Here is a 16,948-nt window from a genome sequence, read left to right as displayed (position 1 = left end):
CCACGCCCACAGTCCCCCCTAGTCCGCCTGCCAGGAGCCCTCCCAGTGCCTTCTGCCGGAACAGCCTCCCGACGCGCCGTCCAGGCCGCGGCGCTCCTCGCGATGCTGGTGTTCTTCGCCACGCAGCTCGTCGGCGCGCTGCTGCCCGACGTGGCGCTGCTGATCGCCGCGTCCGCGGCGGGGCTCGCCCTCGATCTCTACCTGCAGCACCGTGACCCCGGTCTCGTCGCCGTCCTCGGCAAGGTCCGCTTCGACGTCATGGTCCGGCAGCTGCTGCGCGACATGCTGATCCTCCTCGGGCTCCTGCGGCTCCAGGGCGACGGCTCGCTGCGCGGATACGCCCCCGTCTTCGTCGGGCTCGTCCTCTTCTACGCCGCGCACCTCGCCTGCCAGGCCACCGCGATCATGGTCCGCCGCAGCCGCACGCTGCCCTTCGTGACCCGCAACATCGACACCTCCGGCCTGCGCCTGACCGCCGCCCCGCCGCGCCTGCTGGCCCGCCAGCACGGCCGCCGGCTGCTGCGCTTCGCGATCCCGGCCACCGCGGGCCTGCTGGTCACCGTCGGCACCGAGAAGCCCCTGTGGGGCATGCTCGGCGTCGGCCTGGCCCTGCTGCTCGCGGCCGGCGGCGCCGTCCACCTCGCGAGCTGGCTGCGGCCCAAGAAGCGCATCGCCGACGAGCAGCGCGCCCTGGAGTGGCTCGACCGCTGGCTGGCCGACTACAAGCCCTCCGCCGGCATGTACTTCTCGGGCGGCACCACCTCGGCCTACCAGGCCAACATGTGGCTCTCCACCCTCGCCGCGCTCGACGGCAACCCCGTGATCGTGCTCCGCGAGCGCTTCATGGTGCAGAAGATCGAGGCCACCGACGTGCCGATCATCTGCATCCCCAAGGTCGTCCACCTGATGGCCCTGGAGAAGTCCTCGCTGAAGATGATGATCCACCCGGCGAACTCCGGTAAGACCTCGCAGGTCCTGCGGATGCCGTCGATCAAGCACGCCTTCATCAACCACGGCGAGAGCGACAAGCTCTCCAGCTGCAACCCCTACTCCAAGGCGTACGACGAGATCTGGGTCGCCGGCCCCGCCGCCCGCGAGCGCTACCAGCTCGCCGACATCGGCGTCGACGACCGCGACGTGGTCGAGGTCGGCCGCCCGCAGCTGGCCCCGATCCGGCCGTACACGGGCGCGCCCGCACGCGAGCTGACGACCGTCCTCTACGCACCCACCTGGGAGGGCTGGGACGGCAACCCCGGCAACACCTCGGTGATGCTCGCCGGCGAGAACATCGTCCGCGCGCTCCTCGCCGACCCCAAGGTGCGCCTGCTCTACAAGCCGCACCCCATGACCGGCTCCGTCGACCCGCGCGCGGGCCGTGCCAACGAGCGCATCCAGGCCATGATCCGCGAGGCCAACGCCGCCCGGAACGGCGCCCGTCCGGGCCCGGAGGCCACCGCCGAGCTGGAGCGCCGCACGGCCGAGCTGGACCGCCTCACCACCAGCACCTTCCGTGACAGCGCGGACGAGATCGAGCGGATGATGCTGCAGGGCACGCCCGAACCGGGCCGCGCCGCGACGGTCGAGGCCGCCACCACCGCCTGGGAGACCGCCTACTGGGCCTCCCTGCCGGAGTGGGAGCACCAGATCATCACCACCGCCCGCCCGGCGCTCTTCAGCTGCTTCAACGAGGCGGACGTCCTGATCAGCGATGTGTCGAGCGTCGTCTCGGACTACCTGATCAGCGAGAAGCCGTACGCCGTCGCGAACACCAGCGGCATGACCGAGGAGGAGTTCCGCACGAACTTCCCGACCGTCAGCGCGGCGACGATCCTCAGCCCGGAGGCGGGCGAGGTCGCAGGCCTGCTCGCGGCCGTCCGCGACCCCCGCCTGGACGGCCTCGCCGAGGCCCGCGCCGAGCTCAAGGTCCAGCTGCTCGGCCCGTCCGACCCGCCGTCGCTCGTCCGCTTCAACGCGGCCGCGCTGGCGCTCGCCGCCGAGGCGGACGCCCGGCGCGCGCGGATGGAGGCTCGCGCCTCCGAGATCCCGATGCAGCGCGAGGCGGACACGGCTGCCGCCGTGTAAGTCTGCGTCAGCATGACGAAGGCCCCGGGAGGTTCCTCCCGGGGCCTTCGTCATGCTGACTGTGCGGTGCCGTGCCCCGTCAGGGGCTCGGGGAAGTGCGCGACCGGCCCGAAGACGGCCTTCAGCCGCCCGACCGGTGCAGCGCGCTGCCTCAAGTGCGCCATGCCGTATGGCCGGAGGCCGCGTGCTCCGTCGGCTGCGGGCCGGCTGTGGTTGCTCGCGCAGTTCCCCGCGCCCCTTACGGGGCGTGTGAATGACGCTGCCCCGCGCCCCTTACGGGGCGCGGGTACCCGTTAGAACGGGTTGAACTCGTCGAACTCCCGCTCCGCCTCGTCCCGCTCCGCGTCGCGGTCGCGGCGACGCTGCGCCGCGGGCCGCGGGGCCTCCAGGCGGTGGTCCTCGCCGCGGCGGCCCAGCATCTCCGCACCGGCGGCCATGGACGGCTCCCAGTCGAAGACGACGGCGTCGTCCTCGGAGCCGATGGCGACGCCGTCGCCCGCGCGGGCACCGGCCTTCATCAGCTCGTCCTCGACGCCGAGGCGGTTGAGGCGGTCGGCCAGGTAGCCGACGGCCTCGTCGTTGTTGAAGTCGGTCTGGCGCACCCAGCGCTCCGGCTTCTCGCCGCGCACGCGGTAGAGGCCGTCCTCCTCCAGGGTGACGGTGAAGCCCGCGTCGTCGACGGCCTTCGGGCGGATGACGATGCGGGTCGCCTCCTGCTTCGGCTTGGCGGCGCGCGCCTCGGCGACGATGCCGGCCAGCGCGAAGGACAGCTCCTTCAGGCCGTGCCGGGAGACGGCGGAGACCTCGAAGATGCGGTAGCCGCGGGCCTCCAGGTCGGGGCGGATCATGTCCGCGAGGTCCTGGCCATCGGGGATGTCGACCTTGTTCAGGACGACGATGCGCGGCCGGTCCTCCAGGCCGCCGTACTCCCGCAGCTCCGCCTCGATGACGTCGAGGTCGGTCAGCGGGTCGCGCTCGGACTCCAGCGTCGCGGTGTCCAGCACGTGCACGAGCACCGAGCAGCGCTCGACGTGGCGCAGGAACTCCAGGCCGAGGCCCTTGCCCTGGCTGGCGCCGGGGATCAGACCGGGCACGTCGGCGATGGTGTAGACGGTCGCACCGGCCGTGACGACGCCCAGGTTCGGGACGAGCGTGGTGAACGGGTAGTCGGCGATCTTCGGCTTGGCGGCGGAGAGCACCGAGATCAGCGAGGACTTGCCGGCGCTCGGGAAGCCGACGAGGGCCACGTCGGCGACGGTCTTGAGCTCCAGGACGACGTCGCCGGTCTGGCCGGGCTCGCCCAGCAGCGCGAAGCCGGGCGCCTTGCGGCGGGCCGAGGCCAGCGCGGCGTTGCCGAGGCCGCCGCGGCCGCCCTGGGCGGCGATGTAGGTGGTGCCCTCGCCGACGAGGTCGGCCAGGACGTTGCCCTTGGCGTCGAGGACGACGGTGCCGTCCGGGACGGTCAGGACGAGGTCGGAGCCGTCCTTGCCGGAGCGGTTGCCGCCCTCGCCGGGCTTGCCGTTGGTGGCCTTGCGGTGGGGGCTGTGGTGGTACTCGAGCAGGGTCGTGACCGACTGGTCCACGACCAGGATCACGTCGCCGCCACGGCCGCCGTTGCCACCGTCCGGGCCGCCGAGCGGCTTGAACTTCTCACGGTGTACGGAGGCGCAGCCGTGGCCTCCGTTACCCGCGGCGACGTGCAGCTCGACGCGGTCCACGAAGGTGGTCATAGCGGTGTGCCTCCAGGTACATACGGGATTGTCTCTGTTGTAACGCAGCGAGGGCGGACCCGCTTCCCGTGCAGGGAAGGGAGGTCCGCCCTCGTTATCGCTCTACGGCGTCAGATCCCGTTGGATCAGACAGCCGGAACGATGTTGACGACCTTGCGGCCGCGGTGGGTGCCGAACTGCACCGCACCGGCCTCAAGCGCGAACAGCGTGTCGTCGCCACCGCGACCGACACCGGCGCCCGGGTGGAAGTGGGTGCCACGCTGGCGGACCAGGATCTCACCGGCGTTGACGACCTGACCGCCGAAGCGCTTCACGCCGAGCCGCTGAGCGTTGGAGTCGCGACCGTTCCGGGTGGACGATGCGCCCTTCTTGTGTGCCATGTCTCCTCAGTCCCTTACTTCGCAGCCGTGGGGATGCCGGTGATCTTCACCGCGGTGTACTGCTGGCGGTGACCGATGCGCTTGCGGTAACCGGTCTTGTTCTTGTACTTCAGGATGTCGATCTTGGCACCCTTGTGGTGGTCGACGATCTCGGCCGAGACCTTGATGCCGGCCAGGACCCACGGGTCGCTGGTGACGTTCTCACCGTCGACGACGAGCAGCGTCGAGAGCTCGACCGCGTCGCCCACGTTGCCGGTGGAAATCTTGTCAACCTCGACGATGTCGCCGACAGCAACCTTGTGCTGACGACCACCGCTACGCACGATTGCGTACACGCGGATCTCACTCTCTCGCTAGTAAAGGGGACCTCTGATGCCAGCCGCTCGCACGGGCCGGAACCCGTGACCGTCCGAGTGGACGAGCGGCCTCTCCCGGCGGGCCGGAAGGTGTTTGCTCAGTGGCGTGGTGCCGTAACAGACACCGACCGTCAAGATTACGTGCCCTTGACGAACGGGTCAAACCGACCCCTCGCCCGGGGTGGCCGTCTTCGCACAGGGGGTGTACGAGTACGGCCGGCTCGGCACCGCCGGACTCCGCCGCGGGGGCTGACCGCCGTTGCGGCGGAAGGACATTCGCTGAGCCCAGCGAGTTCCTCCCGCCGCAACGGCGCGCAACCACGACGTGGCCGACCGGCGGCGCCCAGGGCGCTCAGTCCTCCGAGGAGGACACCGCTTCCGCGGCCGCCTTCTTCGTCGCCCGCTTGGCCGGGGCCTTCTTGGCCACCGTCTTGGTGGCGGCCTTCTTGGCCGTGGCCTTCTTCGCGGTCGTCGTCTTCTTGGCCGCCGTCTTCTTGGCGGCGGCCTTCTTCGCCGGCGCCTTCTTGGCGGTGGCCTTCTTCGCGGCCGTCTTGCGGGCGGGCTTCTCGGCGGGGGCCGCGGCCTCCGCCTCGCCGACGCCCTCGACGCCCTCGGCGACCGGCTCCGCGGCCGGGGTCTCCACCGGCGCGGACTCCGGCTCCGCGGCCGCGGCCACGGACGGGACGACCACGACGGCTGCCTCGGTGTCCGACGGGGAGCCCGCGGGCGCGGAGGCCCGGCGGGTCGCCCGGCGGCGCGGGCGGGCGGGAGCGGCCGGGGCCGCCTCCGCCACGGGCTCCGCCACCGGCTCGGCGACGGGCTCCACGACCTCGGCCTGCGGCTCCGCGACCGGCTCGGCGACGGCCTCCGGGGCAGCGGCCGGCGCAGGCGCCTCCACGACGACCTCGGGCTCCGCCTCGGCGGCCCGCGGCGCACCCGCCGGAGCGGACGCCTTGCGGGTCGCCCGGCGGCGCGTACGGCCACGCTTGGAAGAGGCGGCCGCAGCCTCCGCTTCCGCGGCGCTGCCGAACCACTCCTCGTCACCGCCGACCGACGGCTGCAGCTGCGCCTCGGTGACGGCCACCGGCTCCAGCTCGGGCGCCTCGTCGGCCGGCTCGACGGCGGCGGCCGCGGGGGCCTCCGCGATCGAGGAGACCTCCTCGGTGACCGGAGCCGCCTCGTGCACGTGCTCGTGCTCGGGCGCGGCACCCGCGCCCTTGCCCTTCTTCTTGCCGCGCTTGCCGCCACCGCCACCGCCACCGACGGACGCCGGCTGGTCCATGTGGACGATCACGCCGCGGCCGTTGCAGTGCACGCAGCCCTCGGAGAAGGACTCCAGCAGGCCCTGGCCCACCCGCTTGCGGGTCATCTGGACCAGGCCCAGCGAGGTCACCTCGGCGACCTGGTGCTTCGTACGGTCCCGGCCCAGGCACTCCAGCAGGCGCCGCAGCACCAGGTCCCGGTTGGACTCCAGCACCATGTCGATGAAGTCGATCACGATGATGCCGCCGAGGTCGCGCAGCCGCAGCTGGCGCACGATCTCCTCGGCCGCCTCCAGGTTGTTCCTGGTGACCGTCTCCTCCAGGTTGCCGCCCTGGCCGGTGAACTTGCCGGTGTTGACGTCGACGACGACCATCGCCTCGGTCCGGTCGATCACCAGCGAGCCGCCGCTCGGCAGCCAGACCTTGCGGTCCAGCGCCTTCATCAGCTGCTCGTCGATCCGGTACGTGGCGAAGACGTCGACGTCCGACGTCCACTTCTGCAGCCGGTCGGCCAGGTCGGGCGCGACGTGCGAGACGTAGCCGTGGATGGTCTCCCAGGCCTGGTCACCGCTGACGATGACCTTGGAGAAGTCCTCGTTGAAGATGTCGCGGACGACGCGGACGGTCATGTCCGGCTCGCCGTAGAGCAGGCTCGGCGAGCTCGTCGAGATCTGCTTCGCCTTCTTCTGGATGTCTTCCCACTGCGCCTGCAGACGCTCGACGTCACGGCGCAGCTCGTCCTCGCTCGCACCCTCGGCGGCGGTGCGCACGATCACGCCCGCGTCCTCGGGGACGATCTTCTTGAGGATGGTCTTCAGACGCGCCCGCTCGGTGTCGGGAAGCTTGCGGCTGATGCCGGTCATCGAACCCTCGGGCACGTACACGAGGTAGCGGCCCGGGAGGGAGACCTGGCTGGTCAGACGCGCGCCCTTGTGGCCGATCGGGTCCTTGGTGACCTGGACGAGCACGGACTGGCCGGACTTCAGCGCGGTCTCGATGCGGCGCGGGCCGTTGCCCATGCCGAGCGCCTCGAAGTTGACCTCGCCGGCGTAGAGGACGGCGTTGCGGCCCTTGCCGATGTCGACGAAGGCGGCCTCCATCGACGGCAGCACGTTCTGGACCTTGCCCAGGTAGACGTTGCCGACGTAGCTGGTGGCCTGCTCCTTGTTGACGAAGTGCTCGACGAGGACGTTGTCCTCCAGCACGCCGATCTGGGTGCGCTCGCCGCTCTGGCGGACGACCATCACCCGCTCGACGGCCTCGCGGCGGGCCAGGAACTCGGCCTCCGTGATGATCGGCACACGGCGGCGGCCCTGCTCGCGGCCCTCGCGGCGGCGCTGCTTCTTCGCCTCCATGCGGGTCGAGCCCTTGATGGACTGCACCTCGTCGAAGCCGGTGCCCGGCTCGCGCTCCTCGCGCTTGCGCGGCTCGCGGACCTTGACGACCGTGCGCTCGGGCTCGTCCGCACCCGGCTCGGTGTCGATGGCCTCACCGCTGCGGCGGCGACGGCGACGGCGACGGCGGCTGCTGGAGCTGCCCTCGGCCTCCTCGCCCTCCTCGGCCTCCTCCTCGCGGGCCTCGGCCTCCTCGGCCTCGGCGGCCTGCTCGTCCTCGAGCTCGCCCTCGGCGTCCGCGGCCTCGCCACGGCGGCGGCGACGGCCACCCCGGCGACGACGGCGCGACGGGCGCTCGCCCTGCTCCTCGTCCTCGGCGGCGGCCTCGGCGGCCTCATCGGACTCGGCCTCCGGCTCCTCCTCGGCAGCGGCGGCGGCCGGGGCCTCCACCTGCTCGGCCTCGGCGGGCTCGCCGCGGCGGCGGCGACGGCGGCGGCCGGCGGGCTGCGCCTCGACGACGCGCTCCTCCACGACCTCGGCCTCGGGCTGCTCCTCCACGGCGGCCGCGGCGGCGGCAGCAGCGGCGGTCTCCGGGGTCTGGAACATCGGCTCGGTGAAGACGGGCGCCTGGAAGACGGCCGTCGGGGGGCGCACGGCGCGGCGGCGGCCACGCGCAGGGGCGGCGGGCTCCGCGGCCGGGGCGGCCTCGGCCTCGGCCTCGCGGGCGCGGCTCGCCTCCTTGGCGGCCTCGAGAGCGGCGGCGGCCTGCTCGGCGTCACCGGCGGCGACACGGCGGCGCGTCCGCGGACGGGCCGGAGCCGGCTCGGCGGCGGCCTCGGCGGGCTGCTCGGCCTCGGCGGCGGTGGCGGGGGCGGTGGCACGGCGGCGCGTACGGCGGCCACGGGGCTCGGCGGCGGGGGCCTGCTCCTCGGGCGCGGCGGCGGCCTCGGCCTCGGCGGGCTCGGTCACCTGCTCGGCGGCCTCGGCGGCCTGCGGGGCGCCGGCGGGCGCCGTGGCCTTGCGGGTGGCGCGGCGGCGCGGACGGGCAGGGGCGGCCGCAGCGGCCTGGAGCTCCTCGGCCACTTCCTCGGCCTCTTCCTCGACGGCGGCGGCGACGGCCGGCTCGACCGGCTCGACGACGGCCTCGGCACCCTTGGGCGCACCCGCCGGGGCGGTGGCCTTACGGGTGGCGCGGCGGCGCGTACGGGGAGCGGGCTCGGCCGCGGGCTCCTCGGTGGGCTCGGCGGTCAGCTCGACCGGCTGCGGGGACTCGGCCACCTCGGGGGCGGTCGCCACGGCGGGCTCGGCGGCCTTCGGCGCACCGGAGGGCGCAGCGGCCTTGCGGGTGGCGCGGCGGCGCGGGCGGGCGGGCGTCGAAGGAGCGGCCGTGGCCTCGGCCTCCGGCGCTGCAGGGGCCTCCGCCGCGGGTGCGGCGGCGGCTTCGGGGGCCTCGGAGGAGGCGCCGGCCGCGGCCGGCGGGCCCGCGGGGCGGGAAGCCGCACGGCGGCGGCGACGTGCCGGCAGCGTGTCGCTGGGGCTGTTGTTGTCCTCGGTCCCGGCGGAGCCGGGCTCGGTGGGCTCAATGGATTCGAGCATGCGGGCGGTTCTCCCGTCACGCTCCCGGGCGCCGCGCCGGTTCCGGCCCGCCGGCCCGCGTGATGTGCGCGGTACCGCCGTCCGGGGCGCGGTCGCCGCACGGGAGCTGTCGTCTCGCTCGCCGGGTCCGATGCTCATCGGCACCGGCGAAAGTCTCCTGGTCAGTGCGCCTGCCGCACCGGGTGGCTCCCTGGTGTCCGGCGGCGCTTCGACGGCCGTCCTTACGCGGAACCTTCCGGCACCTGCGCATCGCCTGCGGGGCTCGGCCCGGCGGCCGTGGTGGGGAAGGCCGGGGCGGCTTCGCGGTCAAGCGCGAGCGGGTCGGTCACCGTGCCGGACTCCTCATCGAGCAGCCCCTGCGCCAGCCTGGTCACCGCAGCGGGGACCGGCGGCGCCAGGTCGGCCGTAGCGCGGAGACCGGACAGGACGTCGTCGGGTCGAACGGCGGGTGTGGCGTGCCGAACAACCAGCCGCAGTATCGCACAGGGACCGTCGCCGGGCCTATCGGCCGCGGCGTCCCGCGCTTCGAGCCGGATCACGGCGCCACGGGCGTCGAAGGTCCGCAACCCGTTTTTGGTGCGGCGCTGGACGTCCACCTGCTCGGCCGCCATGAACGCCGCAACGGCGCGCTCGGCGTCCGCGGCCTCCACGCCGTCCAGCCGCAGCTCCCAGACGGAGGCCTCCAGCCGGTCGGCGAAGGAGGACGTGCGGGCCTCCACGGCGTCCGTGATGTCCAGCCCGTCCGGCAGCGACTCGTCGAGCAGCTTGCGCAGCTGCTCCACCTCGCGGACCTCGGCGAGCTGGATCTCCAGGTACTCGGCCTCACTGCCCGTGCCGGTGGGTGCGGCATTGGCGTACGACACCTTGGGGTGCGGGGTGAAGCCCGCCGAGTACGCCATGGGCACCTCGGCGCGCCGCAGGGCGCGCTCGAAGGCGCGCTGGAAGTCACGGTGGCTGGTGAACCGGAGGCGGCCGCGCTTGGTGTAGCGCAGGCGAATGCGCTGCACCGCAGGAGCGGGCGGGGGGCCTTCGGGCTGTCGCTTGCCCAGTGGTCTGATTCCTTCGTGAGTGCGGTCGTACTGCTACCTAGAGTACGTGCAGCGGGGGCCCTGCCAACCCGGCAGGGCCCCCACTCGAACAAACGTCCTTACTTGACGACGGAGAGCGGAAGCAGCTTCTTGCCCGTCGGGCCGATCTGGATGGACGTGTCCATCTGCGGGCACACGCCGCAGTCGAAGCACGGCGTCCAGCGGCAGTCCTCGACCTCGGTCTCGTCGAGCGCGTCCTGCCAGTCCTCCCAGAGCCAGTCCTTGTCGAGACCGGAGTCCAGGTGGTCCCAGGGCAGGACCTCCTCGTAGGTGCGCTCGCGCGTCGTGTACCAGGCGACGTCGACGCCCTGGTCCGGCAGCGTCTGCTCGGCGCACTTCATCCAGCGGTCGTAGGAGAAGTGCTCGCGCCAGCCGTCGAAGCGGCCGCCGTCCTCGTAGACCGCGCGGATGACCGCGCCGATCCGCCGGTCGCCGCGCGAGAGCAGGCCCTCGACGATGCCGGGCTTGCCGTCGTGGTAGCGGAAACCGATCGAACGGCCGTACTTCTTGTCGCCGCGGATCTTGTCGCGCAGCTTCGCCAGGCGGGCGTCCGTCTCCTCCGCGGAGAGCTGCGGGGCCCACTGGAACGGGGTGTGCGGCTTGGGCACGAAGCCGCCGATGGAGACGGTGCAGCGGATGTCGTTGGAGCCGGAGACCTCGCGGCCCTTGGCGATCACGTTGACCGCCATGTCGCCGATCTGGAGCACGTCCTCGTCGGTCTCGGTCGGCAGGCCGCACATGAAGTACAGCTTCACCTGGCGCCAGCCGTTGCCGTACGCCGTGGCGACGGTACGGATCAGGTCCTCTTCCGAGACCATCTTGTTGATGACCTTGCGCATGCGCTCGGAGCCGCCCTCGGGGGCGAACGTCAGACCGGAGCGGCGGCCGTTGCGGGTCAGCTCGTTGGCGAGGTCGACGTTGAAGGCGTCCACGCGGGTGGAGGGGAGGGACAGACCGATCTTGTCCTCCTCGTACCGGTCCGCCAGGCCCTTCGCGACGTCACCGATCTCGGTGTGGTCGGCGGAGGACAGCGACAGGAGGCCGACCTCCTCGAAGCCGGTCGCCTTCAGACCGCGGTCCACCATCTCGCCGATGCCGGTGATGCTCCGCTCCCGCACGGGGCGCGTGATCATGCCGGCCTGGCAGAAGCGGCAGCCGCGGGTGCAGCCGCGGAAGATCTCGACGGACATGCGCTCGTGGACGGTCTCCGCGAGCGGCACGAGCGGCTGCTTCGGGTACGGCCACTCGTCCAGGTCCATCACGGTGTGCTTGGACACGCGCCACGGCACGCCGGACTTGTTGGGCACGACGCGGCCGATGCGGCCGTCCGGCAGGTACTCGACGTCGTAGAACGCCGGGACGTACACCCCGCCCGTCCTCGCGAGGCGGAACAGCACCTCCTCGCGGCCGCCGGGGCGGCCCTCGGCCTTCCAGGCCCGGATGATCTCGGTCATCTCCAGGACGGCCTGCTCGCCGTCGCCGATGACCGCGCAGTCGATGAACTCCGCGATCGGCTCGGGGTTGAAGGCGGCGTGACCGCCCGCGAGCACGATCGGGTCGTCGATCGTGCGGTCCTTGGACTCCAGCGGGATGCCGGCCAGGTCGAGCGCGGTGAGCATGTTGGTGTAGCCGAGCTCGGTGGAGAAGCTCAGGCCGAAGACGTCGAACGCCTTGACCGGCCGGTGGCTGTCCACGGTGAACTGCGGCACCTTGTGCTCGCGCATGAGCTCCTCGAGGTCCGGCCACACGCTGTACGTGCGCTCGGCGAGGACGCCCTCGCGCTCGTTGAGGACCTCGTACAGGATCATGACGCCCTGGTTGGGCAGACCGACCTCGTAGGCGTCCGGGTACATCAGGCACCAACGGACGTCCGCGCTCTCCCACGGCTTGACCGTGGAGTTGAGCTCTCCGCCGACGTACTGGATGGGCTTCTGCACATGCGGGAGCAGGGCCTCGAGCTGTGGGAAGACCGATTCGGCAGTCATCTGGGGGGACCTTCGTGAGCTGGCAAGGGGCGACTCTCAAGCGTAACGTGCCGGGAATCGCCCCTTGCACGCGATCTTGACCATCGCGGGACGCCCCCGGGTCACGCCCCCAGTGCCGCCCGGTACCGCTTGCGGGCCGCCTTCGCCCACACGTCCGGCAGCTCCCTCTCGTCGTCCGCCGCCTGCCGTTCCTCCCGGCCGTACAGCAGTCCCAAGGTGAACGTGCTCTCCCCCGCCGCGTGGGCCTCGGCCGCCAGGGTGCGCAGGACCGTGCGGGTCATGACGCTGTCCTGGTGGTCGCCGAGGAGCGTCTGGACGTCCTTCATCCGGGACCTGAAGCGCTTGGCGGGCTTGCCGAGCGCGGGCATCGCGGCCTCGGCGGCGTAGCGGGCCCGCTTGGCCGCCTTGCGGGCGTCGTGGAGGGCGGTGTCGCGCTGCGGGCCGGGGGCCGTGGCGAGGGCGTGCTCGACGCGGCCGGCCAGGCGCTCGTAGTCGTGCAGGACGGCCCCGGCCAGGACCTCCGGCGCCGGGAGCGCGGCGGCCCGGCGCAGGGGCGGGTCGGCGAGGAGGGCGTCGAGCGCGTCGAGGAGGGTGAGGTAGCGGTCGCTGTCGAGGAGGGCGGCGAGGCGCTTGCGCGTGCCCTGGGCGCGGCCGGCGGCGTAGATCCGCAGCCGGGCGCGGACGGGCCCGAGGACGAGCGTGCCCGGCAGCGCGCCCAGGGCGTCCTTCAGCCGCTCGGCGACGACCTCGCGGTCCCGGTCGGCGCCGAGCTCCTCGGCGAGCCACTTCAGCTCCGTGCCGAGCGGGTCGGTGACCTCGCGGTCCAGGACGTCGCGGTACGTGCGGAAGGCGCTGCGCAGGCGGCGGGTGGCGACGCGCATCTGGTGGACGGAGTCCTCGGCGTCGCGGCGGACGGCGGTGTCGTAGGCGAGGAGGGCGTCGGCCTGGTGGCGGACGTAGGCGAGGACGTGGTCCCCGGCGGTGACGGCCCCTCGGCCGCCCTTCTTCGGCTTCCTCGCCGCTTGCCTACCCGCTTCCCCCGCCTTCTTCCCGTCCCCCGTTTCCTGCAGCGCCCTCGCCAGCTTCGACGGCGCGTCGGAGGGGCGCAGGCCCTCCTCCAGGAGGCACTCCTCGACGGTGTCGAGGAAGGCGGGGTCGGTGCCGCTGCCGAGTTCGACCTCGAACTCGGTCCAGCGGGCGCTGCGGCCGCCGTCGCCGAGCCGGTCGGCCCTGACCTTGTCGGCGCTGGCCTCGGCGAGGAGCGTGCCCTGCGGGTCGAGCAGGTGGGTGACCTCGCGCCGCGAGCGGATGCGGACGAGTGGGAGGAGCCCGGCGTGCCGGATGCGGGCCCTGACGAGGGCCGCGAGGGCGCGCGGCACGTCCGGCGAGAGGGGCGCCCGGATCTCGTCCCGCACCCCGGGAGCGACGGGCAGCTTGAGGTGCCAGCCCTCGTCGGAGCCGCCGGTGCGGCGGCGCAGGGTGATGCCGGCCGCGGCGAGACGCCGGTCCGCGGTGTCGTAGTAGACGGCGTCGAGTTTGTGCGTGCCTTCGTCGGTGACGGTCGCGACGCCCGCGACACGGCTCAGGTCGGGCAGCGAGGCCGCTGCCGCGGGGCCGCCGGCTTCGTACTTCCGCTCGATCTCGCGCAGAGTGTCCGCCATAAGGCGAATCTAGTCCGCATGCGCCGCCCGGGGCAGCCCTCTTCACGCCGGGCTGCGGCGGATTCGGCACCGCCGGCCGGCCACGCTGTGGCTGACCGGCGGAATGCGCGGCCGCCCCGGCCGGAGCGCCCCGGACAGGCGCTAGGCCGAAACGGGTCTCTGCACCTTGATCGACTGCAGGAGCCCGATCGCGATCCACGCCGCGAACATCGACGACCCCCCGTAGGAGACGAAGGGCAGCGGCAGGCCCGTCACCGGCATGATCCCGAGCGTCATCCCGATGTTCTCGAAGGACTGGAAGGCGAACCAGGCGATGATCCCGGCCGCCACGATCGTCCCGTAGAGCTCGGTGGTCTCGCGGGCGATGCGGCAGGCGCGCCAGATGACGACGCCGACGAGGAAGATGATCGCACCGGCGCCGACGAAGCCGAGCTCCTCGCCGGCGACGGTGAAGATGAAGTCGGTCTGCTGCTCGGGCACGAACTGCCCGGTGGTCTGGGAGCCGCGGAAGAGGCCGGAGCCGAGGAGGCCGCCGGAGCCGATGGCGATGCGGGCCTGGTTGGTGTTGTAGCCGACGCCGGAGGGGTCGAGCGCGGGGTTGGCGAAGGCGGCGAAGCGGTTGATCTGGTACTCGTCGAGGACGCCGAGCTGCCAGATGAGGACGCAGCCGAGGACGCCGGTGCCGAGCAGCCCGGCGATCCAGCGGTTGGAGGCGCCGGAGGCCAGGAGCACGGCGAGGACGATGACGACGAGCACCATCACCGAGCCGAGGTCGGGCATCAGCAGGATGATGACGATGGGCAGGGCGGCGAGGCCGAGGGCCTCGACGACGGTGCGGTGGTCGGGGTTGAGCCGCTCCCCCGCGTCGACCTTCCCGGCGAGCAGCATCGCCATGCCCAGCGCGATGGTGATCTTGGTGAACTCGGAGGGCTGCAGGGAGAAGCCGCCGCCGAGCTGGATCCAGGACCGGGCGCCGTTGATGGTGGCGCCGAGCGGGGTGAGGACGGCGACGGTGAGCAGGACGGAGATGACGTAGAGGATGGGCACGGCGCCGCGCAGGGCGCGGTGGCCGACCCAGACGGCGCCGATGGCCAGGCCCAGTCCGATGCCGGTGTTGAGGATGTTGCGGAGCAGGAAGTAGTACGGGTCGCCCTGGTTGAGCTCGGTGCGGTTGCGGGTGGCCGAGTAGACGAGCAGGGTGCCGATGCCGGAGAGGGCGAGGGCGGCCCACACCATGACCCAGTCCAGGCGGCGGAGGACGGAGTCGCGGGCGGTGAGGCGGCCCCAGGCGGAGCGCTCGGGGCTGTAGCGGCGGGCGCGGTAGCCGTCGGTGGCGGTCACGTGTCCTTCTCCTCCTCCTTCCGGGCCGAGGGGCTGGGCGGGGGCGGCTCGATGGGCTGGGCCTCGATGGTGCCGTCCTTCTCGACCTTGGGCAGGCCCGCCTGGGGGTGCGGCAGGAGCGCCTTCTTGGCGTCGACCTTGCCCTTGTCGTCGACGCCGTAGAGGGCGTTGTAGATGTTGCGCACGGCGGGGCCGGAGGCGCCGGAGCCGGTGCCGCCCTGGGCGATCGTCATGACGACGGCGTAGTCGCCGGTGTAGGTGGCGAACCAGGAGGTCGTCTGCTTGCCGTAGACCTCGGCGGTGCCGGTCTTGGCGTGCATCGGGATCTCCTTCTGCGGCCACCCCTCGAAGCGCCAGGCGGCGGTGCCCTGGGTGGCGACGCCCGCGAGGGCGGCGTCGATCTGGTTGCGCGTCCTGCCGTCGAACGGCAGCCTGCCGTGCGGCTTCGGGGCGATCTCCTGGACGGTCCTGCCGTCGGGGCTGATGACGGCCTTGCCGACGGTGGGGTTCCAGAGGGTGCCGCCGTTGCTGATGGCGGCGTAGATGGTGGCCATCTGGAGGGGGGTGACGAGAGTGTCGCCCTGGCCGATGGAGTAGTTGACGGAGTCACCGGCGCGCATGCGCATGCCGGACTCGCAGTTCTCCTTGGCGATCTGCCCGGCGTAGCTGTCGTCGGTCTTGCCCTGCTTGCACCAGGAGTCCTTGTTGGCCTCCCAGTACTTCTTCTTCCACTCGCGGTCGGGGATGCGGCCGGTGACCTCGTTGGGGAGGTCGATGCCGGTCTCCTTGCCGAGGCCGAACTCGTGGGCGGTCTTGTAGAACCAGTCCGCCGGGTGCTTGGGGTTGTTGCCGCCGTCCTTCTGCCACTGGCGGTAGGCCAGGTCGTAGAAGACGGTGTCGCAGGAGACCTCCAGGGCCCGGCCGAGGTTGATGGGGCCGTAGCCCTTGGACTCGAAGTTCTTGAAGACCTGGTTGCCGATGCTGTACGAGGCGGAGCAGTTGTAGTTGTCGTTGAAGCCGTAGCCCGCCTTGACGGCGGCGGTGGCGGAGACGACCTTGAAGATCGAGCCGGGGGCGGCCTGGCCCTGGATCGCCCGGTTGAGCAGCGGGAAGCCGGAGTCCTTGCCGGTGAGGTTCTGGTAGTCCTTGGCGGAGATGCCGCCGACCCAGGCGTTGGGGTCGTAGGTGGGGTTGGAGGCCATGGCCACGACGCGGCCGGTCTTCGCCTCCATGACGACGACGGCTCCGGCGTCGGCCTTGTAGTTGGTGCCGGTGTTGCGGTCGACCTCCTTGCGGGCGTCCTTCATCGCCTGGTCCAGCTCCCGTTCCGCTATGGCCTGCACGCGGGCGTCGATGCTGGTGACGACGTTGGAGCCGGGGACGGCCTTGTCGCTCCTGGCCTTGCCGATGACGCGGCCGAGGTTGTCGACCTCGTAGCGGGTGACGCCGGCCTTGCCGCGCAGCTGGGAGTCGTACTGGCGCTCCAGGCCGGAGCGGCCGACCTGGTCGGAGCGGAGCAGCGGGGAGCGGCCCGCCTTGGCCTTGATGATCTCTTCGTCGGTGACGGGCGAGAGGTAGCCGAGGACCTGGGCGGTGTTGGAGCCGCCGGGGCCGGCGTAGCGGCGGACGGCGGTGGGCTCGGCGGTGATGCCGGGGAAGTCCTCGGCGCGCTCGCGGATCTGCAGGGCCTGCTGAGTGGTGGCCTCGTCGGTGATGGGGATCGGCTGGTAGGGCGAGCCGGCCCAGCAGGGCTTGGGCGTCTTGGCGTCGCACAGCCGGACCTTGGCGGCTACGTCCTCGGGCTTCATGCCGAGCACTCCGGCGAGGCGGGTGAGGACGGTCCTGCCCTTGTCCTTCATCTTCATCAGGTCGGTGCGGCTCGCGGAGACGACGAGGCGGGTCTCGTTGTCGGCGAGGGGGACGCCGCGGGCGTCCAGTATCGAGCCGCGGGTGGCCGGGGCGACGACCTGCTGGATGTGGTTGTCGGCGGCTTCGGCCGTGTACTCGTCGCCGTTGCGGATCTGGAGGTACCAGAGGCGGCCGGCGAGGGTGAGCAGGAGGGAGAAGACGAGGATCTGGATGACGATGAGGCGGATCGCGACCCGCGAGGTGCCCCCGCCGTCGGACATGCTG

At 72.4% G+C, this 16,948-nt stretch carries 10 protein-coding genes; 1 reads left to right on the top strand and 9 read right to left on the bottom strand.

The genetic code is table 11. The annotated features are described in order from the left end of the window. The first annotated feature begins 45 nt into the window (after positions 1–45). Entirely contained in the window at positions 46–2,082 is a 2,037-nt protein-coding gene (locus AS857_RS18810) for a hypothetical protein (RefSeq protein ID WP_058044471.1), read from the top strand. Between the two features lie 293 nt (positions 2,083–2,375). Here the strand turns inward: AS857_RS18810 and obgE are convergent, their stop codons facing one another. The 9 genes from obgE to mrdA form a co-directional block, all read right to left on the bottom strand. Beyond that, positions 2,376–3,812 (bottom strand): GTPase ObgE, encoded by a 1,437-nt coding sequence (gene obgE / locus AS857_RS18805; RefSeq protein ID WP_058044470.1) that lies wholly within the window; start codon positions 3,810–3,812, stop codon positions 2,376–2,378. A gap of 125 nt (positions 3,813–3,937) precedes the next feature. Further along, positions 3,938–4,192: a 50S ribosomal protein L27 gene (gene rpmA / locus AS857_RS18800; protein ID WP_058044469.1), complete on the bottom strand. Its 255-nt coding sequence runs from the start codon at positions 4,190–4,192 to the stop codon at positions 3,938–3,940. Positions 4,193–4,206: 14 nt separating this feature from the next. Continuing rightward, positions 4,207–4,527, bottom strand: coding sequence for a 50S ribosomal protein L21 (gene rplU / locus AS857_RS18795; protein WP_058044468.1), 321 nt, complete (start codon positions 4,525–4,527; stop codon positions 4,207–4,209). Between the two features lie 373 nt (positions 4,528–4,900). Next, positions 4,901–8,740: an Rne/Rng family ribonuclease gene (locus tag AS857_RS18790; protein WP_058044467.1), complete on the bottom strand. Its 3,840-nt coding sequence runs from the start codon at positions 8,738–8,740 to the stop codon at positions 4,901–4,903. Between the two features lie 221 nt (positions 8,741–8,961). Then, complete coding sequence (locus tag AS857_RS18785; protein WP_058044466.1) at positions 8,962–9,747, bottom strand: TIGR03936 family radical SAM-associated protein; 786 nt, start codon at positions 9,745–9,747, stop codon at positions 8,962–8,964. Positions 9,748–9,887: 140 nt separating this feature from the next. Then, positions 9,888–11,813 (bottom strand): TIGR03960 family B12-binding radical SAM protein, encoded by a 1,926-nt coding sequence (locus AS857_RS18780; RefSeq protein ID WP_058044465.1) that lies wholly within the window; start codon positions 11,811–11,813, stop codon positions 9,888–9,890. Between the two features lie 101 nt (positions 11,814–11,914). After that, positions 11,915–13,474: a CYTH and CHAD domain-containing protein gene (locus AS857_RS18775; protein ID WP_058044464.1), complete on the bottom strand. Its 1,560-nt coding sequence runs from the start codon at positions 13,472–13,474 to the stop codon at positions 11,915–11,917. 141 nt (positions 13,475–13,615) lie between these two features. Continuing rightward, on the bottom strand, positions 13,616–14,815 hold the full coding sequence (gene rodA, locus AS857_RS18770) for a rod shape-determining protein RodA (RefSeq protein WP_058044463.1): 1,200 nt from the start codon (positions 14,813–14,815) through the stop codon (positions 13,616–13,618). After that, entirely contained in the window at positions 14,812–16,944 is a 2,133-nt protein-coding gene (mrdA, locus tag AS857_RS18765) for a penicillin-binding protein 2 (protein WP_420823986.1), read from the bottom strand. Before mrdA ends, rodA begins: the two co-directional genes overlap by 4 nt. Between the last annotated feature and the right edge of the window lie 4 nt (positions 16,945–16,948).

This window comes from Streptomyces roseifaciens, from assembly GCF_001445655.1.
Taxonomy (GTDB): Bacteria; Actinomycetota; Actinomycetes; order Streptomycetales; family Streptomycetaceae; genus Streptomyces; species Streptomyces aureoversilis.
Note: the sequence above shows the minus strand (reverse complement) of the source record. Positions and strands in the feature narration are given on the sequence as shown.

Coding starts and splice junctions, on each gene's coding strand:
- mrdA (WP_420823986.1), bottom strand. CDS start 16,944: ATGTCCGACGGCGGGGGCACCTCGCGGGTCGCGATCCGCCTCATCGTC.
- obgE (WP_058044470.1), bottom strand. CDS start 3,812: ATGACCACCTTCGTGGACCGCGTCGAGCTGCACGTCGCCGCGGGTAAC.
- AS857_RS18790 (WP_058044467.1), bottom strand. CDS start 8,740: ATGCTCGAATCCATTGAGCCCACCGAGCCCGGCTCCGCCGGGACCGAG.
- rpmA (WP_058044469.1), bottom strand. CDS start 4,192: ATGGCACACAAGAAGGGCGCATCGTCCACCCGGAACGGTCGCGACTCC.
- AS857_RS18780 (WP_058044465.1), bottom strand. CDS start 11,813: ATGACTGCCGAATCGGTCTTCCCACAGCTCGAGGCCCTGCTCCCGCAT.
- AS857_RS18775 (WP_058044464.1), bottom strand. CDS start 13,474: ATGGCGGACACTCTGCGCGAGATCGAGCGGAAGTACGAAGCCGGCGGC.